Source organism: Telluria sp. ZB4P36 (genome assembly GCF_059685865.1).
Genome location: NZ_JCASIE010000004.1, coordinates 161214 through 182983 on the forward strand (window position 1 = coordinate 161214; position 21770 = coordinate 182983).

The window sequence follows — 21770 nt, forward strand, 5'->3', positions numbered from 1 at the left end:
TAGACAAGCACTGCTGAGTCAGTAATAGTTTCGGCTACTCTTCAGCCCGAGGATCCCATGCGCCGCGCTGCCCCGCTTTCGCCTCCTATCCTCCTCCGGGCCACCATGTCGGGCTCCTCGGCATCCACCGCAGACACGCAGGGACCAGTCCTGGTCGGTCGGCCGGACGGCTCCTCCTACATTGCCGACGGCAGGCTCGTCTTCATCTTCGACGAAGCGATTTTCTCGGGGACAGGTACGCTGAGCATCCAGGCCGGCGTCAATGTCGTCTTTTCCGGCCTTGTTCACACGGACAGCGCCATCCGGTTATCGGGCAATACCCTCGCCCTGACCCTATCGAAGCCCCTGCAGTACGGGACCACCTACACGGTCACACTCAGCCACGATGCGCTCAAGGACGCCGCCGGCAACGGGCTGTCTCCATTGACATTCGACTTCTCGACCGCTTCCAGCCCGCCGTCCGTGAACCGGACCGGCACGGCGGAAGCTGACATCCTGTACGGCAGCGACCATGGCGACGCCCTCGGCGGTGGCGCGGGCGACGACGTCCTGTTCGGCCTGGGCGGAGCCGACTGGATCAGCGGCGGGGCCGGGAACGACCTGCTCGAAGGCGGCGACGAGACCTGGGGCGGCGATGAACTGTACGGCGGCACCGGCGACGACGTACTGCGCGGCGGCGGCGGCGACGACCTCCTGATCGACAAGGACGGCTACAACACGCTCGACGGCGGCGCCGGCAAGGACACCCTCCAGGCTGCGGCGCCCGACCTGGGCGGCGCCGGGATCAAATCCCGCATCCTCGGCGGCGACGGCGACGACGATATCGGCGCCGGCGACACCATCGACCGCATCGAGGGTGGCAGCGGCAATGACCGGATCTCCATCGGGAGTGTTTTCACGCGGGCCACGCGCTGGGAGCAGGCGCTGCAGGTCGATGCCGGCGGCGGCGACGACCTGGTCGTGCTGCGCGGCGCAGCCACCGGCTCGCGCCCCGTCGAGGCGGCCGGGGGCGCCGGCAGGGACGTGTACGTGTTCGACGGCCAGGCGATCCTGCCGGTGGTGACGATCTCTGACTTCGAGACCGGCAGCCAGGGCGACGTCATCGACACGTTGTCGATGCTGGGCGTGACGCCCGCCCAGGACCTGGTCAATCCCTTCGGCCCGTCCGGCAGGCTGCAGCTCATCCAGCGCGGCACGGACGTGGTCCTGCAGCGCGACGCCGACGGCACTGCCGGCACGGAAGGCTGGCGCGATGTCGTCATCTTCACCGGCAAATCGCTGTCCTCCTTCACTCGGGAAAATGTCGGTGACGTGGACCCGGGCGGTTCACAGAAAGGCCATGAGCGCCAGGGGACCGCGGGAGCCGACGACATGCGGGGCGGGGGTTTCGACGACACGCTGCATGGCCTCGGCGGCAACGACACGCTCAATGGCTACGGGGGCATCGACGTCCTGTACGGCGGCGACGGCAACGATAGCCTGGATGGCTTCAGCGGTAACGACCGGCTCGACGGCGGCGCCGGCGACGACTGGCTGAATGACGACGATGGGGACAACACACTGCTGGGCGGCGCGGGCAAGGACCTGCTGTCGGTGTACGGCGGCGGCGCCAGCCTGCTCGACGGAGGCGAAGGCGACGACACGCTGGCGATCGGCGCCTCGGGCACGGTCACGGCACGCGGCGGCAGCGGCGCCGACCTGTTCCAGCTCGACGGCGATCTTGGCCACGTGACGATCGCCGACTTCAGTGTGGCTGCTGGCGACCGGCTCCAGCTGCATGGCCTGTTCCCATTCACGCCGGACGGCAATCCTTTCGGCCGCCGGGCTTTCCTCAAGCTGGAACAGTCGGGCAAGGACGTGCTGCTTTATGTCGACGTCGACGGCGCAGCGGGAAGCGCGCACGGCTTCCGTCTCGTCGCCACCCTGACCGGGGTCGATCTGGCGAAGCTCACCGACGCGCACATTATTGGGCAATACCATCCTGACGGCAACTTCACCGGCCAGATGATCACCGGGAGCGCTGGCATCGACACGCTGACCGGCGGAGAGCGCGACGACATCATTCGCGGCCTGGGCGGATCCGACCGGATCGCGGGCGGCAGCGGGGACGACGTGATCGAGGGGGGTGACGAAGACGCCATCGGCGACGACCTGGCGGGCGGCTCCGGAGACGACATCCTCCGCGGCGGCAAGGGCGCCGACAGCCTGCACGGCGAGAGCGGCAACGACAGACTCGAAGGGGGCGACGACGACGACCGGCTCGAAGACGGGGACGGCGACGATAAGCTCTTAGGCGGCAACGGTAACGATTATCTGTTCGACCAGGCCGGCGGTGGGCTGATCGATGGCGGCGCCGGCGACGACTGGATCCGGGCCGGACTGCAGAACCCCAACCAGTATGCCGTGTCGGGCACCATGCAGGTGGTGGGCGGCACGGGCAACGACACGATCGACGCCGCATTCAGCGTGGCCGGCATCGATGCCGGCGCCGGCAACGACCGGATCGAACTCTCCGTCCACGGCGGCGCCGACAGCACGCAAGCCTTGCGGGTCGCGGCCGGCGACGGCGACGACTTCCTCGAGCTGTCCGGCGGCCAGGGCAAGGCGCCGGTCGAGGCAAGCGGGGGCGCCGGGCAGGATACCTACCGCTTCGCCTACTTTTTCGATCTTCCTCTGTTGACGGTGACCGACTTCCGGGCCGGCGCCGGCGGCGACGTGCTCGACCTGTCAAGGGTGTTCATCGATTCGCTCGGCAGCGCCAACCCCTTCGGAGCGGCCTGGAACCTGCTGCGCATGGTCCAGCGCGGCGGCGACGCCGTCCTTCAGCGCAACGATGCGCGGGATGGCACGCCGGCCATCTGGATCGATACTGCCGTGCTGCGCAATACCTCCACCGCCGCGCTGACCAGCGAAAACTTCAGCGACGGCCTGCACATCGACGGCTCGTCGGATGGCTGGGAGCGCACCGGGACGGTCTCAGATGACACGATGAGGGGCGGACGCATGAACGACCGCCTGCGCGGCGCCGCCGGAGACGACAGGCTGTATGGCGAGAACGGCGACGACACCCTGCACGGCGAAGGCGGCCGCGACATCCTGTCGGGCGGCCCCGGCAACGACGAGCTGTGGGGCGGTGACGGCGACGACCGGCTGGATGGCGGCGAAGGCAGCAACCGGCTCGAGGGTGGGGGCGGCAACGACAATCTGAACGGCGGCGGCAGCGACGACATCCTGCGTGGCGGCGAGGGCAAGGATTTCCTCGGCGCATATGGAAGCAGTGCGCTACTCGATGGCGGCGATGGCGACGACCAGATCTGGGTCTCGCCGCGCGCTCCAGCGTCGGGCACGGCGCTCTCGTTCACGGTCCACGGCGGCGCCGGCAGGGACAACATCACCATCTGGACGGCGAACTTTGCAGGCGCGAGCGTCGTCGTGGACGGGGGCGCCGGCAGCGACACCTACATCATCGAAGAACGCCAGGCCGGCAGCATCCGGATCCAGGATTTCGCACCGGGCGAAGGCGGCGACGTGCTCGACCTGACCAAGCTGTTCTGGCATAGCTGGGATAGCGCCAAACTGAATCCCTTCGCCGCCGGCGGCGCGCTCAAGGCCGTCCAGCGCGGCGCCGATACGGTATTGCAGCTGCGCGTGACGATGGATGGCACCACCAGCTACGAAGACCTGCTGACGCTGGTGAATGTCGACAAAAGCAAGCTCGGTGCCGCCAACGTTACCATGGGTTTCAACCCGGACGGCACGATGACGGGGCGCAATATGCTGGGCACGGCCGGGGCGGACCAGCTCGCCGGCGGGTGGCTGGACGATACTATCGACGGCGGGGCCGGCGACGATAGCCTGTCGGGCGGGGTCGGTAACGACCAGTTGCTGGGTGGCGACGGCAACGACGCGCTCGATGGAGATACCCAAGAAAACGCCTCGCCGCCACTCGGTTTTCATACGCAGAAGACCGGCAACGACCTCCTCGACGGCGGGGCGGGCGACGACACCCTGGTCAGCAGCTGGGGCAGCGACGTGCTGCGCGGCGGGGAAGGCCGGGACACGCTGCAGCTGGTCTGGAACCGCAATGCCGCCCGGGGCGCCGAACGCGTATCGATGCATGGGGGCGCCGGCGACGACCAGATCTCGGTGCGTATCGCTTCCTCCTTTGGCGAGCCAGTCGCGCTCGATGTCACGCTCGAAGGCGGCTCCGGCAAGGACCATTTCTACAGCAACTGGTTCCCGCTCTACGGCACCGGCTCGCTGACCATTCTCGACTTCAAGGCCGGCGCCGGCGGCGACGTGCTCGATATCTTCGACACCGTGTACATGGGCGGTTCCCCCTTCGCCAGCGGGCAGCTGGTGCTCCAGCAGGACGGCGCCGACACCGTGTTCTGGCTTGATCCCGACGGATCGCGCGGCAATTGGGGCCACCACATCCTGCTCAGTCTCAAGAACGTCGAAGCCGCCAAGCTCACCGCCGCCAACATGGCCCATGGACTGCATCCCAACGGCAGCACGACGGGCATGACCTGGAACGGCACCAGAGGTAACGACAGCTTCGACGGCGGCTGGCTGGACGACACGCTGTACGGCAACGATGGCGACGACGTTCTCAACGGCCATTACGGCAACGATGTGGTCGATGGCGGCGACGGCAACGATACCCTGACCAGCTACCACGGCGTCGATAGGCTGCTCGGCGGCGCCGGCAACGACCATCTCCAGTCCAGCGGCAGCGGCTCACTGCTGGGCCAGGACGGCGACGACCTGCTCGTCACCGTGCGCGGTAACGCGAGGCTGGACGGCGGCGACGGCGACGACACCCTGCGCGTGACGTGGAGCGGCGATTCCGAGCCTGCGGCGCTCACGACCCTGCTGGGCGGGGCGGGCGCCGACCTGTTCGAGGTCGGCGCCAGCTCGGGACCCTACCATGCAAACCATGTCGCCATCGCCACCGGTGGAGCCGGGCGGGATATCTTCGAAGCGAGCCGCCAGCCCTACACCGTCACAGACTTCCAGGCAGGCGCCGGCGGCGACCGCATCGCGCTGGGCAGGCTTGGCATCAATCTGGGGCTTGTACCGGATCCCTTCGGTGCGGGTTACCTGCGCCTGGTGCAGGACGGCGCCGACGTGCAACTGCAGGCCGACCTGGACGGCGCCGGCAGCTATGCCGGCTTCGAGACCGTCATGGTGCTGAACAAGCTGAAGGTGGCGGACATCACCGCGGCCAACTTCGTCGAGGCCGTGAGCGTGCCGGCGCCGCCACCGCCTGTAACGCCACCGGTGACGCCTCCAGTGACGCCGCCGGTAACGCCACCGGTGACGCCGCCCTCACCGCAGGACAGGACCGGCACCAGCGGTACCGACCAGCTCCTCGGAGGCGCGGGCAACGACCGCCTCGACGGTGGCGAAGGCGACGACGTGCTGACTGGCGGCGCCGGCAACGACACCCTGATCGGCGGCGTCGGCATGGACAGCGCGCGCTACACCGGCAACAGCACCGATTACACGGTCACGCGCACGGCAGACGGCTTCCGGGTGGTCGACAAGCGCAGCGAGAGCGGCAGCGGCGGCGACGGCAGCGACATCCTGGCCGGCGTCGAACGCATCGCCTTTGCAGACGGCGCCATGGCACTCGATACCGAAGGTGTGGCCGGCCAGGCCTTCCGCATCTACCGCGCCGCCTTCGACCGCTCCCCGGACCTGGGCGGCATGGGTTTCTGGCTGCAGGCCATGGACAAGGGCAGCACGCTGCTCGAGATCGCTGCCGGTTTCGCAGCGTCGAAGGAGTTTGCCGAGGTATACGGCAGCGCGCCGACCAATGCCGAGATCATCACGCGCTTCTACACCAACATCCTGCACCGCGCGCCGGAAGCCGCCGGCTACGCCTACTGGCTGGATATTCTGGACAGCAAGAAGGCGAGCCTGCCGGCGGTACTGGCAGCGATCAGTGAAAGCACGGAAAACCAGGTTGGCGTGGCCGAGCTGATCGCCAACGGCATTCCCTACACGCCCTACGGCTGAATCATGCAGGGTACTGCGCCCGGGTGGCCGCGGCCGCCTCGGCCACCAGCTGTTCCAGCACGCCGAGGTCGACATCGTCCAGCCGGCGCACGTACAGGCAGGCCTTGCCCATCTTGTGCTTGCCCAGGCGTTCGCGCAGCGCGTCCGTCGGCGGCACCTCGCAGGACAGGTAGATGCTGATGTCGCCCTTGCGCGACGAAAAACCGGCGAGCGGCGCATCGCCTTCGCGGCCGCTGGCGTATCTGTAGTGATAGCTGTCGAAGCCGACGATGCTGTCGCCCCACATGACGGGCGGCGCCCCCGTCACCCTGCTCATCATCGCCACGATGGTTTCGCAGTCCTGGCGCCGTCCGGCATCGGGAATCGCATCGAGGTAGCCGCGCACGCTGGCGCCGTTCGCCTTGGTTTTATTCTCAGCCATAAGGTGTATATGAGAAGCCGTTGGCGATCAGCGCCGCCGAACCGTTGATGTTCTCGGCGCTTTCGCTGATCCCGGCCAGCACCTCGGCGCGCGCCACGCCGCTGTCGAGTTTCGCGACCCAGAAGTCGAGGCCGGCCTGTTCCGGCGCGCGGTCGAGGATATTCGTGTAGTAGCGGGTGACGAGATCGCGGTTGCTCATGGCGGAACCGTAGGCGTCGCGGTATTCCTGCGAGTCGATGAAACCCTGGGCCACCGCCGACACCGACACGCCCGCGTCGAGTTTGCCGATCCAGAAGCCGACCCCGGGGGCGTCCGGCCTGCGGTTGAAGGCGGCCTCGTACAGCCGGTAGGCGCGCCCGCCGATCTCGCCGGCGCCCACGTCGAGCGCCACATTGGTGTCGGCAAAGCTGAGCCGCTCGACCTCCACCAGCACGTCCCTGCCCTCCGCCCCCGCGCCGTCCGCCACGCTGACGCCTTCAGGCGTGCGGGTGACGGTGTAGCCGGCCCGGCTTCCCGCATACAGGGCGAAGTCGCTGCCGCTGCCGCCGGAAATCCAGTCGTCGCCGCCGCCGCCGCGAATGCGGTCGTGGCCGGCAAAGCCCATCAGGCCGTCGGCGCCGGCGCTGCCCCCGATGCTGTCGTTGCCGGCCAGGAAAGGCTCGTAGAGGCCGCGCAGGTCGCCCTTGCGCTCGACGTAGGGCGCCAGCAGCACTGCGTCATGGTCGAGGCCGGTGATGCTGTAGACCAGGGCGTCCTTGATGAAGAAGGAAGTAGTGGCGACCTTGCCGTTCAGGCTGCTGCCCGGCCCCAGGGGGAAGTCGCCGCCGAAGCTCTGGCGGTAGGTGGTGTCCGCCACCGAGATACGGGAGAAATTGGTTTCCCGCACCAGCCAGGTCCAGGCCTGGGCGCTGCGGAAATCGAAGGCTTGCGACAACGCGACATTGGCCATGGTGCCTCCGCCTGCCGGGCAAAAGGTTTAGAGTTCGACGCCTAGGTGCTTGTACACCCAGCTGCTGGCGTCGGCGAGCGAATCGAAATGCAGGGTGGCGATGGTGGTCTTGTCGGGCGCCAGGAAGGTCGCATAGGCCTTGCGGGCCTCGTTGCCCGAGCTGAGCAGGTCGGACGGTTGCGACAGCTCGACCGTGGCCACCAGGTCGAGGTTGAGCAGGACGCTCTTCTGGCTGTTTTCCTTGTCGATGCGAACGAATTTACTCATGCCTACTCCTGTTTAGCTGCCAGCAATGACCATCTTCTCGATCAGGATCGAGCCGGTGGACTTGTTGCCGCGGGTGAGGACATCGTTGCCGATAGCCACGATTTGCGTGAACATCTCGCGCATATTGCCCGCGATGGTGATTTCTTCCACCGGGTACTGGATGACGCCGTTTTCGACCCAGTAGCCGGAGGCGCCGCGCGAATAGTCGCCCGTGACGTAGTTGACGCCCTGGCCCATCAGCTCGGTGACCAGCAGGCCGGTACCCATCTTGCGCAGCATGCCTTCGAAGTCGTCGGCCCGTTTGGTTTGGGTCGAAACCAGGTCGAGGTTGTGCGAACCGCCGGCGTTACCGGTGGTCTGCATGCCCAGCTTGCGCGCCGAGTAAGAAGACAGGAAATAACCCTGCAGCACGCCGTTGTCGACCACCTTGCGGCGCGCGGTGCGCACGCCTTCCTCATCGAAGGGTGCGGAGCCGACCGCGCCGATCAGGTGCGGGTCTTCGACGATGTTGATGTGGTCCGGGAACACCTGCTTGCCCAGGGTATCGAGCAGGAAGCTCGACTTGCGGTACAGCGCGCCGCCCGAGGTGGCCTGCACAAAAGCGCCGAGCAGGCCGGCGGCCAGCGGCGCCTCGAACAGCACCGGGCAGGTGCGGGTGTCGAGCTTGCGCGCGTTCAGGCGCGCCAGCGCGCGCTCGGCGGCATAGCGGCCCACCGCCTCCGGCTTGGCCAGTTTCTTGGGGTCGCGCGCCGAGGTGTACCAGTCGTCGCGCTGCATCTTGTTGCCCTTGCCGGCGATCGGCGCCACCGAGATGGTGTGGCGCGAGAACGGGTAGCCGCCGATGAAGCCGCGCGAATTGGCGCCCACGAAGTGCGACTGCTGCACGTAGACGCTGGCGCCTTCGCTGTTGCCGATGCGCGGGTCGACCTCGAAGGCCGCGTTCTCGCAGCGCTGGGCGAGTTCGACGGCTTCTTCCGTGCTGATCTGCCAGGGGTAGAACAGGCGCAGGTCGCGCGGATCGGTTTCCAGCAGCGCGGCGTCGGGCAGGCCGGCGCAGTCGTCTTTGGCGGTGAAGCGGGCGATGTTCCAGGCCGCTTCCACGGTATCCTTCAGGGACTTGGTGGAGAAATCGGAGGTATTCGCGTTGCCGCGCCGCTGGCCGTAGTAAACGGTGACGCCGATGCCCTTGTCGCGGTTCTGCTCGATGGTCTCGATTTTGCCTTTACGCACGGAAACCGACAGGCCGCTTCCTTCGCTGATCTCGACCGAGGCATCGGTGGCCCCCTGCTCTTTCGCGAACGCCAAAACGTCGCGGGCGAGCTGTTTCAGCTGGTCCTGGGTGTGGGTAAAAGCGGAGTCGTTCATGTCGTGTTTTTCGTAGCGAGCCCTAAAACAGTTATCATAGCAGCCGTTTACAGTTTTCACTGATCGGCTCCCTGCCAATCGGATCAATCAATATCATGCCTAATCCAAACCGCGGCTCCGTCGGCTTCCAGTCCAACGAATTCGAGCAAGAATACGAACGCCCGTCCAAGTCAGAAGCCAAGCGCCAGTCGAACGAGCTGCAAAAGCTCGGCGAACAGCTTGTCGACGCGCCGCGCGACCGCGTCAAGCGCGTCGAGATGCCGGAAGACGTCAAGGAAGCCATCCTGACCTGCCAGAGCATCAGCAACCACGAAGGCCGCCGCCGCGCCCTGCAGTTCGTGGGCAAGAAGATGCGCACCCTGGACGAGGAAGAAGTCGCCGTCATCCAGCGCACCATCGACAGCTGGAAGGGCGCCTCCAAGGCCGAGACCGCCGCGCTGCACGCCCTCGAGCGGCGCCGCGAAAAGCTGCTGGCCGACGACAAGGCCCTGACCCAGCTGCTCGAAGAAAACCCGGAACTGGACGTGCAGCACCTGCGCACCCTGATCCGCAACGCGCGCAAGGAACAGGCGGAGAACAAGCCGCCCAAGGCCTACCGCGAAATCTTCCAGATCCTGAAGGACCTGGGCAAGAAGGCCAAGCAGGCCGACGCCGGCGACGAGGAAGCGGTCGATGACGAGTCCGACGACGAGTGACGCCGAACTGGTGATCGGCCTGGTGTCGGTCTCGGACCGCGCCAGCGGCGGGGTCTACGAGGACAAGGGCATTCCCGCGCTGGCCGACTGGCTGGCGCAGGCGATCACCACGCCCTATCGACTGGAAACCCGCTTGATCCCCGACGAGCGTGCAGCCATCGAAGGCACCCTGGTCGAGCTGGTGGACGACGCACGCTGCCACCTGGTCCTGACCACCGGCGGCACCGGTCCGGCGCGGCGCGACGTGACGCCCGAGGCCACGCTCGCCGTGGGCACCAAGGAAATGCCCGGTTTCGGCGAACAGATGCGCCAGATCAGCCTGCGCTTCGTGCCGACCGCCATCCTGTCGCGCCAGACCGCGGTGATCCGCGAGACCGATGGCCACGCGGCCCTGGTCATGAATCTGCCGGGCCAGCCGAAGTCGATCAAGGAGACGCTCGAAGGCCTGAAGGACGACGCCGGCAATGTGCTCGTCGGCGGCATCTTCGCGGCCGTCCCCTATTGCATCGACCTGATCGGCGGCCCCTACATGGAAACCAACCCGCTCGTCAGCAAGACCTTCCGCCCGAAATCGGCGCTGCGTCCTCCTGCGGCCTAAGGAACCTGAATGACTCAACTGCTGCAAAACATCGAGATCGAAACCGCACCGAATCCGCAAGTGGCGGTCATCTGGCTGCACGGCCTGGGCGCCGACGGCAATGACTTCGTGCCGCTCGTGAACGAACTGGACCTGTCCGGCCTGCCGGGCATCCGTTTCGTGTTCCCGCATGCGAAGACGATGCCGGTGACGATCAACGGCGGCTACGTGATGCGCGCCTGGTACGACATCACCGGCGCCGAGCTGACCCGCCGCGAGGACGAAGGCGGCCTGCGCGCCTCGCAGCGCGACGTGGAAGCACTGATCTCGCGCGAAAAGAACCGCGGCATCCCGGCTTCGCGCATCATCCTGGCCGGCTTCTCGCAAGGCTGCGCGATGACCCTGCAGACCGGCATGCGCCATCCGGAAAAGCTGGCCGGCATGCTGTGCCTGTCGGGCTACCTGCCGCTGGCCGCCTCCGTGGCGGCCGAACGCACCGAAGAAAGCCTGGCCACGCCGATCTTCATGGCCCACGGCACCCACGACAACGTGGTGCCCTTCGCCCGTGCGCGCGAGTCGAAGGAAGTGCTGGTGTCGATGGGCTACCAGGTCGAGTGGCACGAGTACATGATGCAGCACTCGCTGTGCCTGGAAGAGGTGCAGGATATCTCCAAGTGGATCCGGAAGGTGGTGGGCTGAGGCCTTTTTTCTTTACTGCCTCAGCGCCGCCTCCACCGCATCCGCCAGCCTTGACACGATCTCCGACAGATCCGCCGCCGTTGCAATGAAGGGCGGCGCCAGCAGCACGTGATCGCCGTACTGCCCGTCGATCGTCCCGCCCATCGGGTAGACCATCAGCCCGTTCTCCATCGCCTTGGCCTTGATCGCCGCATGCAGCTTGCGCTCCGGCGGGAAGGGCGTCTTGTCGGAGCGGTCCTGCACCAGCTCCAGCGCCAGGAACAGCCCGCGCCCACGGATGTCGCCCACGTGCTCGTGCACCCCGAAGACGTCGCCCAGCATGCGCCGCAGGGTGGCGCCGCGGCTGCGCACGCGCGCCAGCAGGTCGTCGCGCTCGATCACCTTCTGCACTTCCAGTGCGGCGGCGGCCGCCACCGGGTGCCCGATGTAGGTGTGCCCGTGCTGGAACACGCCGCTGCCGCCGCGCAGGCAGTCGACGATGGTCTGGTGCGCCAGCACCGCGCCGATCGGCTGGTAGCCGGCGCCCAGGCCCTTGGCGATCGCGATGATGTCGGGCGCCACGCCGTCCTGCTCGATCGCGTACATGGTGCCGGTGCGGCCCATCCCGCACATCACCTCGTCGGCGATGAACAGGATGCGGTAGCGGTCGCAGATGTCGCGCACGCCCTGGAAGTAGCCCGGCGTCGGGGGGATCGCGCCGCCGGTAGCACCCACCACCGGTTCGGCGACGAAAGCGATGATGTTCTCCGGCCCGGCCCCGAGGATCCGGGTTTCCAGCTCGTCGAGCAGGCCGGCGGTGTAGTCGTCCACGCTCTGGTGCGCGGCGCGTCCGCGGTATTCGTAGCAGGCCCCTACCCGCACCGTGTCCATCAGCAGCGGCGCGAAGGCCTTGCGGCGCCACTCGTTGCCGCCCACTGCCAGCGCACCCAGGGTGTTGCCGTGGTAGCTCTGGCGGCGCGCCACGAACAGCCGGCGCTGTGACTCGCCCGCCTCCACCCAGTACTGGCGCGCCAGCTTGAGCGCCGTCTCCATCGCCTCCGAGCCGCCCGATACCAGGTAGACGCCGCCGATGTCCTGCGGTGCGCCCTGGACCAGGCGGTCCGCCAGCTCCTCGGCCACGTCGGTGGTGAAGAAGGAGGTATGGGCATAGGCGCAGCGGTCGATCTGGCGGTGCATGGCGGCGATCACGTCGGGGTGCCCGTGGCCCAGCGACGACACGGCCGCACCGCCGCTGGCGTCGATGTAGGTCCGGCCGGCCTTGTCGCGCATGCGGATGCCATCGGCGGACACCGCGGTCGGCGGCACCTGGCGCAGGTTGCGGTGGAGGATATGGCTCATTGCGGCTCCCTTCGTCAGAACAAGGATTTGACGATAAGCGTGTCGCGCGCCGGTTCTTTTGATTTTTAGAGAACGCTGTGCAATTATTTTCTAATTACAACATCCAGGCCCATTCCATGAGCGACCGACTCGGACCGATCGCGCCAGACGCCATGACCCCGGCCCAGCGCGCCGCGGCCCAGGCCATCATCGACGGACCGCGCGGCGCGGTGTACGGTCCCTTCGTGCCGCTGCTGCGCAGCCCCGAGCTGATGGAGTATGCCCAGCGCATGGGCGAATACCTGCGCTACCGCAGCGCGATCGGGGTGCGCCTGTTGGAACTGGCGATCCTGGTCACGGCGCGCCAGTGGAACCAGCAGGTCGAATGGGCGATTCACGCGCCGATCGCGGCCCAGGTGGGCATTCCGGCTTCCGTGATCCACGCGATCGCGCAGCGCCAGCGGCCCGCGGACATGCTGGTGGACGAAGCGGTGGTGCACGACTTCTGCGTCGAGCTGCATGAGGGGAAATCGGTTTCGGACCGGATGTACGCCGACGCGCTCGCGCTGTTCGGCGAGCAGGGGGTGGTCGATCTCATGGGGGTCAACGGCTACTACACCTTCCTGGCCATGGTGATGAACACGGCCAGGACGGCGGTGCCGGCGTCGAGCGCGGAGCCGATGCCGGACTAGCGGCTTACTTCGGGAAGGCCAGCACTTCCTGCTGCTGCTCCCCCAGCCCCGCGATGCCGAGGCGCAGCTTGTCGCCCTTCTTGAGGAAGCGCTGTGGAGTACGTCCCATCCCCACGCCCGGCGGGGTGCCGGTGGTGATGATGTCGCCCGGCTCCAGGGTCATGAAGCGCGACACGTAGCTGACGATTTGCGCCACCGTGAAGATCATGTTCGCCGTATTCCCGGTCTGCATGCGCTTGCCGTTCAGTTCCAGGTAAAGGTCGAGGTCCTGCACGTCGTAGATTTCGTCGCGGGTCACCAGGAAGGGACCGACCGGGCCGAAGGTGTCGCAACCCTTGCCCTTGTCCCACTGCGAGCCCATCTCGAACTGGAAGGCGCGCTCGGACACGTCGTTGACCACGCAGTAGCCGGCCACGTACTTGAGCGCCTCGTCTTCGCCCACGTACTGCGCGCGGGTGCCGATCACGACGCCCAGCTCGACTTCCCAGTCGGTCTTCTTCGAGCCCTTCGGCAGCTGGACCGGATCGTCCGGGCCGGACAGGCAGCTGATGGCCTTGGTGAAGAAGATCGGTTCCTTCGGCACCGCGGCGCCGGTCTCGGCGGCATGGTCGGCATAGTTCATGCCGATGCCGATGAACTTGCCGACACCCTTGACCGGCACGCCCAGGCGCGGGTTGCCGGCTACCCGTGGCAGGGTCTTCCAGTCGGTCTTCGCCAGCTTGCGCAGTGCCTTGTCGGAAAGGACCGACCCATCGATGTCGTCGATGATCCCGGACAGGTCGCGCAGGCGGCCTTCTTCGTCGAACAGGCCCGGCTTTTCCTTGCCGGGACGGCCATAGCGTACCAATCTCATTCTTGTCTTCCCCGTGTTGAACAGGCGGCGATGATACCAAAGCTCAGCGGGTGAGGAGATACGCGCTGATATCCAGGGCATCGCGCTCGCTCACGCCCATGTTCGGCATCGCGGTGTCGGGATCGACCGATTGCGGGTCGCGGATCCAGCGCACCAGGCCGGCCTGGTCGGCCGGCACCGCGCCCGCCAGCACCTTGCGCCGCGCCATGTCCGACAAGGGACGGCCGACGTAGACCTTCGATCCCGGCACGCCGGGAATCAGGTGGCAGGACTGGCAGGCATACTGCGTCACCGCGATCTTGCCGCGCGCCGGATCGCCCTGCACGCCCACCGGCGGGCGCTTGGGCGAGCAGGCCGCCAGGACCAGGACCAGGGACAGGATCGTCCAGGGTTTCATGGCACCGCTTTCTGCGCTGTCCATGCCCGATAGTCCCGCGCGCTCATCGCCGGCAGCCGCGTGACGAAGGCCACCACCGCCCACAGCTCGTCCTCGCGCAAGTGGTATTCCCAGGCCGGCATGCCGCTCATCTTGATGCCGTTCCTGGTGACCCAGTACAGCTCGCGCGGCTCCCAGCGCTGGGTCGCGTCCACCAGCGGCCCCGGAATCGGCTGCATGCTCATGCCGATGGTGGACTGGGCAAACCCGGGTCCGCCGTGGCACTGCGCGCACTTGTCGCGGTAGACCCGGGCGCCCAGGCGCAGCTGCTGCTCGTCACCCAGGCGCGGCACCGCGATGTCCTGCGCGTGATTGCGCACCGAATGCTTCATGCCCTCTTCCAGCACCGTGTACACGAAGGGGAAATGCTGGGCCGTGGCACCGATGTTGTACCAGCCTCCGTACAGGACCGCGAGGCCGGCCGCGCCGGCGCTGACGCCTGCCGCCACCAGCGTCAGTACAGCGGTCTTCACGATCAGCCGTTGGCGGTTCGAGGGCATGGAAGGGGGCTGTCCGATTGGGTTCGTTAAAAAAATTGCATCATTCTTTGTGTATTATAAAAGCCACCCCAACAATGTCGATTCCCCAAGCGTGCGCACCTGCCCTTCCCGCGATTCCGTCCGCAGTACCCGGGTACTTGCCGCCATGATGCTGGCCGGCGCGGTGCTGCTCGGCGGGTGCAAGGAAGCGCCACCTTCGATCGTCCCCGGCGGCGAGGTGCGGCAGGGGCTGCGCCTGGTGACCCAGTACCAGTGCGGCGCCTGCCACACGATCCCGGGCGTGCAGGGCGCGGCCGGCCACGAAGGCCCGACGCTCGACCACATCGGCCGCCTGAGCTACATCGCGGGCGGCATCCCCAACCAGCCCGCCAACATGCTGCGCTGGCTGCGCGTGCCGCACGCCGTCAAGCCCGGCACCGAGATGCCGCAAATGGGCCTTACGGAACAGGAAGCGCGCCACATCGCGGCCTTCCTGTACACGCTGCGATGAGCACGACAACCCGCGCCCTGCACTCGGTCCTGCACCCGGCAGGCTGGGACGCAGCCATCATCAGCCAGTTCGCCTGGGTGATGTTCGGCGCCGGCGCCCTGATCTTCGCCGCCGTGATGGCGCTGCTGGCGCTCAGCCTGCGGCGCCGGGAACGGCCGGCGCGCGCGCTGCTGTGGATCGGCGGCGGCGGCATCGCCTTCCCGGTCGTGGTCCTCACCGCGCTGCTGGCCTGGAGCACCTGGCGCAGCACCCAGCTGGCGCCGCAGTCCTCGCACGATGCGCTGACGATTTCCGTAACCGCCAAGATGTGGTGGTGGGAAGTGCGCTACCACGACCCGGCAAGCGGGCGCGAGATCGTCACCGCCAACGAGATCCACATCCCGACCGGGCGCCCGGTCTACCTGGGCCTGAATTCGGCCGACGTGATCCACAGCCTGTGGGTGCCCTCGCTGGCAGGGAAACGCGACATGGTGCCGGGCCGGGTCACCGGCCTGAGCCTGCGCGCCGACAGGCCCGGCATCTACCGCGGCCAGTGTGCCGAATACTGCGGCGCCCAGCATGCGAAGATGGCCCTGCACGTGGTGGCGTCCAGCCCGCAGGACTTCGCGGCCTGGCTGGCGCGCCAGGCGCAGCCGGCCCTGCCGGCGACAAGCCCGGTGCTCGAACGCGGCCGCACGGTCTTCCTGGAACAGCGCTGCCAGGCCTGCCACACGATCCGCGGCGTGGCCGAAGGATCGCGCCTGGGTCCGGACCTGACCCACGTCGGCAGCCGCAACTACATCGGGGCCGGGCTCCTCCGCACCCACCGCGACACCCTGGGTGGCTGGATCGCCGACCCGCAGGCCGCCAAACCCGGCGTCTTCATGCCCGGTTCGCCGGAACTCGACCGCGACACGCTGCGCGCCCTGGCCACCTACCTCGAGCACCTGAAATGAATTTGCCCAGTTCTCTGCCGCGTCCGGACGGCGAATTCGAGCGCCTCAAGGAGGTCTGGCGCACCCCCACCGGCTGGCGCTTCTTCAAGTCGGTCAACAACACCAGCATCGGCCTGCTCTACATCGGCACCGCGCTGCTGTTCTTCATCCTGGCCGGCATCCTGGCGCTGCTGATGCGGGTGCAGCTGGCGGTGCCCGACAACACCCTGCTCGGCCCGGACACCTACAACCAGGTCTTCACCATGCACGGCACGGTGATGATGTTCCTGTTCGCGATCCCCATCGTCGAGGCGATCGCCGTCTACCTGCTGCCGAACATGCTGGGCGCGCGCGACCTGCCCTTCCCGCGCCTCTCGGCCTACGCCTACTGGGCCTATGCCTTCGGCGGCCTGGCCTTCTTCTGCACCATCTTCGTCGGGCTGGCCCCGGACGGCGGCTGGTTCATGTACCCGCCCTACACCGGCAACCAGTATTCGCCCGGCCTGAACGCCGACTTCTGGCTGCTGGGGATCGGCTTCATCGAGATCTCGGCGATCGCCGGCGCCGTCGAGCTGATCGTCGGCATCCTGCTTACGCGCGCGCCGGGAATGACGCTGCGCCGCATGCCGGTGTATGCCTGGGCCATGCTGGTGGTGGCGGTGATGATCGTGTTCGCCTTCCCGGCGGTGATCGCCGGCACCGCCCTGCTGGAACTGGAACGCGCCTTCGACTGGCCCTTCTTCATCGCCGGGCGCGGCGGCGACCCGATCCTGTGGCAGCACCTGTTCTGGTTCTTCGGCCACCCCGAGGTCTACATCATCTTCCTGCCCGCCGCCGGCATGGTCTCGACCATGATCCCGACCATCGCCGCCAGCCGTCTGGTGGGGCGGCGCGCCATCATCGTGGCCCTGGTCGGCGTCGGCTTCTTCAGCTTCGCGCTGTGGGCCCACCACATGTTCACGGCCGGTCTGGGCGTGCTCGAGATGAGTTTCATCTCGGCGGCGAGCATGGCGGTGGCGATCCCGACCGGCATCCAGGTATTCGCCTGGATCGCCACGCTATGGAATGGGCGGGTGCAGATGCGTTCCCCGGCGCTGTTCCTGATGGGTTTCATGTTCATCTTCGTGCTGGGCGGCCTGACCGGCGTGATGGTGGCGGTGATCCCCTTCGACTGGCAGGTGCACGATACCTATTTCATCGTGGCCCACCTGCACTACGTGCTGATCGGCGGGATGGTATTCCCGGTGTTCGCGGCGATGTACTACTGGCTGCCGCTGATCAAGGGCCAGCCCCTGTTGGAAAAGATGGCGCGCTGGGTGTTCTGGCTGATGTTCGGCGGTTTCAACCTCGCCTTCTTCCCGATGCACATTACCGGCCTGTATGGCATGCCGCGCCGGGTCTATACCTATGACGCGCAGCTCGGCTGGCAGCTGCTGAACATGCTATCCACGGTTGGCGCGTTCGTGTTCGCCTTCGGCGTGCTGCTGTTCATCGTCGACGCCGTGCGCACCCTGCGCCGGCCCGGGAAGGAAGTCGGCAATCCCTGGAATGCGCCGACGCTCGAATGGCTCACCTCGGAATCCTACGGCAACCGCAGCATCCCGCGCATTACCTCGGACGATCCGCTGTGGGACCAGCCGACGCTGTCGGAAGAAGTCGACCGCGGCCAGCACTACCTGCCCGGCACCGCCACCGGCCTGCGCGAGACCATCGCCACCAGCCCGGTCCAGGCCGAGCCGCGCTACCTGATGGTGCTGCCGGGCGACAGCTGGCTGCCGGTCATCGCGGCCCTCGGCACCGCCGGCTTCTTCCTGCTGCTGACCGTGAAGGCGATGCTGCTGGCCTGGCTGTTCGGCCTGATGGCGGTGGCCGGCACGGTGGCCTGGCTGTGGCAGTCGGACCGCAAGCCGCCGATCCTGCATGCCCGCGTCGCCGACGACCTGGTGCTGCCGGTGAACGCCAAGACCACGGCCTCGCAGTCGTGGTGGGGCACGATGGTCATGCTGGTGGTCGACGCCTGCATCTTCGCTTCCTTCGGCTACACCTATGTCCACGTGTCGATGCGCCTGCTGGTCTGCCCGCCGCCCGGCGCCGCCCTGCCGGACCTGCCCTGGCAGCTGGCCTCCGGCGGCCTGCTGCTGGCCGGCTCGGCGCTGATGCTGCTGGCGGTGCGCGCGCTCGGCAAGCGCCGCCTGCCCTGGCTGGTGCTGCTGGCGCTGGGCTGCACCGCGGCCTCCTTCATGCTGGACCTGCGCGGCCACCAGTTCGCGGGCCTCGACCCGACCGCCAGCGCCTGGGCCGCCGCGATCGGCGCACTGCTCGGCTACCAGGGCCTGCACGTGGTGGTGCTGGCGATTGCCGGCCCCTACCTGGTTCTACGCGCCTGGCGCGGCCACCTGGGAGAGCACAGCCGCGCCACGCTCGACAACGTCGCCCTGCTCTGGCACTACACGACGCTGCAGGGCCTGGCCGGCATGGCGCTGGTGCAGGGCTTGCCGGCTTTGATGCCGCTGCTGATGGAGTAAACGATGCACGACCAGTTCTTCCGCCAGCTCGTGCGCGGCACCCTGCCCTTGCTGGTATGGGCTGCGCATTTCACGTTCTGCTACCTGCTGGCGGCGGCGCAGTGCACCCCGGCCGCGACGCGCGCGGGCGGGCCGGACCGGCTGCTGCTGGGGGCGGCGACCGGCATGGCGCTGCTGCTGTGCCTGTGGCTGGCCTGGCGTGAGCGCGGCATCCTGCGCGATCCGCAGGATGCCGGGCTGCTGGACTGGGCGGCGGCGCTCGGCGCCGTGCTGGCGCTGGTGGGAATCGTGTGGACCGGGCTGCCCTTGCTGCTCGTCGAAGGCTGTGCCTAATGTGGGTCAACGGCCTGCCGGGGTGACGCGCCAGATCACGTTCCCGACATCGTCGGCGACCAGGATCGCGCCCTGCTTGCCTACCGCCACGCCGACAGGGCGGCCGAGCGCATCGCCGTTCCTGTCGACGAAGCCCGTCAGGATCTCGACCGGCTTGCCGGCCGGCTTGCCCTCCCTGAACGGCACGTAGACCACGTTGTAGCCCGCCAGCGGCTTGCGGTTCCAGGAACCGTGCTGGCCGATGATGGCGCCATTCGCGAACTGGGGCAGCAGCGAACCGGTGTAGAAGGCCAGCCCCAGCGCCGCCACGTGGGCGCCGAGCGCATAGTCCGGCGCGATGGCCTTGGCCACCAGGTCCGGGCGCGGCGGCTTGACCCGCTCGTCCACGTGCTGGCCGTACCAGCTGTAGGGCCAGCCGTAGAAGCCGCCGTCCTTTACCGAGGTGAGGTAGTCCGGCACCAGGTCGCTGCCGATCTCGTCGCGCTCGTTCACGACGGTCCACAGCACACCGGTCTCGGGATTCCAGGCCAGGCCGTTCGGGTTGCGCAGGCCGGACGCGAACAGGCGCGTCTTGCCGGTGGCGATGTCCACTTCGAGGATGGCGGCGCGGTCGACCTCCTTGTCCATGCCGTTTTCGGCGACGTTGCTGTTCGAGCCCGAGGTGGCGTACAGCTTGCGGCCGTCCTGGCTGGCGATGATGTTCTTGGTCCAATGGTGGTTCAGCGGGCCGCCCGGCAGCGGCGCCACCTGCTGCGCGCTCGCGCCGATCTCGGTGTCGCCTTCCTTGTAGGGGAAGCGCACGATGCCGTCGGTGTTCGCCACATACAGCATGTCGCCGACCAGCGCCATGCCGAAGGGCGAATTCAGGCCCTTCAGGAAAACCTTCTTCAGCTCCGCCACGCCGTCGCCGTCGGCATCGCGCAGCAGCGTGATGCGGTTCGCGCTCGGCACACCGGCGCCGGCCTTCGCCATCACCTTGCCCATGACGTAGCCCCGGATGCCTTTCTTGTCGTCAGGGCGCTCCGGCGCATTGCTCTCGGCGACCAGCACGTCGCCGTTGGGCAGCACGTGGAGCCAGCGTGGATGGTCGAGGCCGGAAGCCATGGCATTCACCGCCAGTCCGGCCGCCGCGACCGGCTTGCCGCCCTGCGGCCAGCCCTTGGCCGGGGCGATGTCCACGGTCGGGAAGATGGACTTCTTCGGCGCCACCAGGGTCGGCTGCGGACCGACGTCGGCGCCGGGAGCCAAAGTGGATTTTTCGGCGCAGGCAGCGAGCAGCAGGAGCGTGGCCCCCGCCGACAGGCGGAGCAGGGTGTGGTGGCGCATGGTGTTCTCTCGGTAGGTACGGACGGCGCCCGTTTTGCCGGCATACTAGCCAATCTGGCAATAGTACGCCGTCCGTTACCGCAGAGAAAACCGAGCCTCAGGTAGGCAGCGCCTGCACCTCGTCGGCCACCGGCGCCGCTTTCCGCCGGCGCCGCCGCACGAAGCCGGCCAGGCCCGGCAGTTGCACCAGCACCAGCATCGCGAAGGCGGCGCGGTAGGCCATGGCCGGGACCTGTCCCGCATCGTCGAGCGGCCACAGGCCGATCATCATCCCGAAGCCGGCCTGCACCACGAAGGCGCCGATGAAGATCAACAGGTTCAGGCAGGTCGCCGCGCGCCCGGTCAGCTCGCGCGGCATCGATTGCGCGATGATGGCGTACTCGATCCCGGTGATGGTGCCGACCAGGGTGAACAGCACCGACAGCAGCTGGAAGCTCGGCTTGTAGCTGACCACGAAGGCGGACTGCACCAGCAGGAAGACGGCGATGCCGGCGGCGGCGACGTCGAGCGGGGCGATGCCGCGCCGCCCGGCCCATTCGGTGATCATGCCCACCGCGATGGCGCCGAAGATCACGGCGGCCATTCCCATGTACAGCAGGTAGGCGACGGCGTCGTCGGGAAAGCGCGCCACGTCAGACAGCCAGCGCCCGATCCACAGGCCCTGGATGCCGAAGAACACCGCATGCGGGATCAGGACCAGCGAGGCGGTGGTGCGGAACACCGGCGCCCGGAACACCTGGCGCAAGGCCTCGCCGAACGGCCCGCGCCTGGGCGGCGCGGTCGTGTCGCGCGGGTACAGGAGCGCGATCAGGAGACCGGAGCAGATGGTGAGCGCGGCCAGCATGAGGAACAGGCCGCGCCAGTCGGTGTACTCGAGCACCAGGCGCACCGGCATGGTGGCGGTGGCCGCTCCCAGCCCCCCTACCGCGATCAGGTAGCCGTGCACCGAGGGCAGCTTGCTTGGGGTGATCCAGGTGGAGACCGCCTTGACCGCCGCCATGAAGCAGCCGCCCAGGCCCAGTCCCATGATGGCGCGCGCCGCCATCAGCTGTCCGAAGCCGCTGCCGCGCGAGAACAGCAGCGCGCCGATGGCGCCGACCAGCATCATCGCCAGCTGCACCTTGCGCGGCCCCCAGCGGTCGAGCGCGATGCCGACCGGCAGCTGGACCAGGGCGAAGGCGAAGAAGAAGGCGCTGGTGAGCAGTCCCAGCTCGGCCGGGGTGAGCGCGAGTGCGCCCACCAGGTCGGGGGCCAGCACCGCGTTCACGTTGCGCAGCAGCGTCGACAGGTAGTGTCCCAGCGCGAACGGCAGGAACACGTAGAAAAAAACCGCCACGCCGGACAGGCGTGGCGTGCTGGTCTGTTCCTGCATGGCCGGGCCTCGACC

The 21770-nt window shown here is 67.7% G+C and carries 19 protein-coding genes; 9 read left to right on the forward strand and 10 right to left on the reverse strand.

Going from position 1 to position 21770, the window contains the following annotated elements:
- Positions 1–57: 57 nt before the first annotated feature.
- Positions 58–6024 carry a type I secretion C-terminal target domain-containing protein gene (locus tag AC56LK_RS08360; RefSeq protein WP_497184087.1) on the forward strand — a complete coding sequence of 1989 codons (5967 nt, stop codon included), beginning with the start codon at positions 58–60 and terminating at the stop codon, positions 6022–6024.
- A gap of 1 nt (position 6025) precedes the next feature.
- Here AC56LK_RS08360 and AC56LK_RS08365 read toward each other — a convergent pair whose 3' ends face one another.
- The 4 genes from AC56LK_RS08365 to pmbA are packed head-to-tail and all read right to left on the reverse strand — an operon-like array spanning position 6026 to position 9026.
- On the reverse strand, positions 6026–6445 hold the full coding sequence (locus tag AC56LK_RS08365) for a DUF1801 domain-containing protein (RefSeq protein ID WP_497184088.1): 420 nt from the start codon (positions 6443–6445) through the stop codon (positions 6026–6028).
- Entirely contained in the window at positions 6438–7394 is a 957-nt protein-coding gene (locus AC56LK_RS08370; RefSeq protein WP_497184089.1) for a DUF4214 domain-containing protein, read from the reverse strand. Before AC56LK_RS08370 ends, AC56LK_RS08365 begins: the two co-directional genes overlap by 8 nt.
- Positions 7395–7421: 27 nt before the next feature.
- A complete protein-coding gene (locus AC56LK_RS08375; RefSeq protein ID WP_497184090.1) occupies positions 7422–7661 on the reverse strand; it encodes a hypothetical protein in 240 nt (79 codons plus the stop codon).
- 12 nt (positions 7662–7673) lie between these two features.
- Positions 7674–9026, reverse strand: coding sequence for a metalloprotease PmbA (pmbA, locus tag AC56LK_RS08380; RefSeq protein WP_497184091.1), 1353 nt, complete (start codon positions 9024–9026; stop codon positions 7674–7676).
- A gap of 95 nt (positions 9027–9121) precedes the next feature.
- Here pmbA and yjgA point away from each other — a divergent pair, with 95 nt between their 5' ends.
- The 3 genes from yjgA to AC56LK_RS08395 are packed head-to-tail and all read left to right on the forward strand — an operon-like array spanning position 9122 to position 10997.
- Complete coding sequence (yjgA, locus tag AC56LK_RS08385; protein ID WP_436104211.1) at positions 9122–9721, forward strand: ribosome biogenesis factor YjgA; 600 nt, start codon at positions 9122–9124, stop codon at positions 9719–9721.
- Positions 9699–10319, forward strand: a complete 621-nt coding sequence (mog, locus tag AC56LK_RS08390; RefSeq protein WP_497184092.1) for a molybdopterin adenylyltransferase — start codon at positions 9699–9701, stop codon at positions 10317–10319. The genes yjgA and mog overlap by 23 nt, the downstream gene beginning before the upstream one ends.
- 9 nt (positions 10320–10328) lie before the next feature.
- Positions 10329–10997 (forward strand): alpha/beta hydrolase, encoded by a 669-nt coding sequence (locus AC56LK_RS08395; protein ID WP_497184093.1) that lies wholly within the window; start codon positions 10329–10331, stop codon positions 10995–10997.
- 12 nt (positions 10998–11009) lie between these two features.
- On the opposite strand, the gene AC56LK_RS08400 is transcribed toward AC56LK_RS08395, so the two are convergent.
- On the reverse strand, positions 11010–12335 hold the full coding sequence (locus AC56LK_RS08400) for an aspartate aminotransferase family protein (RefSeq protein WP_497184094.1): 1326 nt from the start codon (positions 12333–12335) through the stop codon (positions 11010–11012).
- A 116-nt stretch (positions 12336–12451) separates the two neighbouring features.
- Between AC56LK_RS08400 and AC56LK_RS08405 the strand changes: the two genes are divergently transcribed.
- Complete coding sequence (locus AC56LK_RS08405) at positions 12452–13006, forward strand: carboxymuconolactone decarboxylase family protein (RefSeq protein ID WP_497184095.1); 555 nt, start codon at positions 12452–12454, stop codon at positions 13004–13006.
- Between the two features lie 4 nt (positions 13007–13010).
- Here AC56LK_RS08405 and AC56LK_RS08410 read toward each other — a convergent pair whose 3' ends face one another.
- Genes AC56LK_RS08410 through AC56LK_RS08420 form a run of 3 tightly spaced genes read right to left on the reverse strand, consistent with a single transcriptional unit; the run spans position 13011 to position 14795 of the window.
- A complete protein-coding gene (locus AC56LK_RS08410; RefSeq protein WP_497184096.1) occupies positions 13011–13859 on the reverse strand; it encodes a fumarylacetoacetate hydrolase family protein in 849 nt (282 codons plus the stop codon).
- Positions 13860–13902: 43 nt separating this feature from the next.
- Positions 13903–14256, reverse strand: coding sequence for a c-type cytochrome (locus AC56LK_RS08415; protein ID WP_497184097.1), 354 nt, complete (start codon positions 14254–14256; stop codon positions 13903–13905).
- Complete coding sequence (locus AC56LK_RS08420; protein ID WP_497184098.1) at positions 14253–14795, reverse strand: c-type cytochrome; 543 nt, start codon at positions 14793–14795, stop codon at positions 14253–14255. The genes AC56LK_RS08415 and AC56LK_RS08420 overlap by 4 nt, the downstream gene beginning before the upstream one ends.
- Before the next feature lie 49 nt (positions 14796–14844).
- Here AC56LK_RS08420 and AC56LK_RS08425 point away from each other — a divergent pair, with 49 nt between their 5' ends.
- From AC56LK_RS08425 to AC56LK_RS08440, 4 genes are read left to right on the forward strand one after another with little or no spacing between them, the layout of a single operon-like run.
- Positions 14845–15285 (forward strand): c-type cytochrome, encoded by a 441-nt coding sequence (locus AC56LK_RS08425; protein WP_497184099.1) that lies wholly within the window; start codon positions 14845–14847, stop codon positions 15283–15285.
- Positions 15282–16220 (forward strand): cytochrome c oxidase subunit II, encoded by a 939-nt coding sequence (locus tag AC56LK_RS08430; protein ID WP_497184100.1) that lies wholly within the window; start codon positions 15282–15284, stop codon positions 16218–16220. The genes AC56LK_RS08425 and AC56LK_RS08430 overlap by 4 nt, the downstream gene beginning before the upstream one ends.
- Positions 16217–18724, forward strand: coding sequence for a cytochrome c oxidase subunit I (gene ctaD, locus AC56LK_RS08435; protein ID WP_497184101.1), 2508 nt, complete (start codon positions 16217–16219; stop codon positions 18722–18724). The genes AC56LK_RS08430 and ctaD overlap by 4 nt, the downstream gene beginning before the upstream one ends.
- A 3-nt stretch (positions 18725–18727) precedes the next feature.
- The gene (locus AC56LK_RS08440) at positions 18728–19057 is read left to right on the forward strand and encodes a hypothetical protein (protein ID WP_497184102.1); all 330 of its coding nucleotides are present in this window, start codon (positions 18728–18730) and stop codon (positions 19055–19057) included.
- Positions 19058–19063: 6 nt separating this feature from the next.
- Here AC56LK_RS08440 and AC56LK_RS08445 read toward each other — a convergent pair whose 3' ends face one another.
- A complete protein-coding gene (locus tag AC56LK_RS08445; protein ID WP_497184103.1) occupies positions 19064–20383 on the reverse strand; it encodes a PQQ-dependent sugar dehydrogenase in 1320 nt (439 codons plus the stop codon).
- 97 nt (positions 20384–20480) lie between these two features.
- On the reverse strand, positions 20481–21755 hold the full coding sequence (locus AC56LK_RS08450) for an MFS transporter (RefSeq protein ID WP_497184104.1): 1275 nt from the start codon (positions 21753–21755) through the stop codon (positions 20481–20483).
- Positions 21756–21770 lie beyond the last annotated feature (15 nt).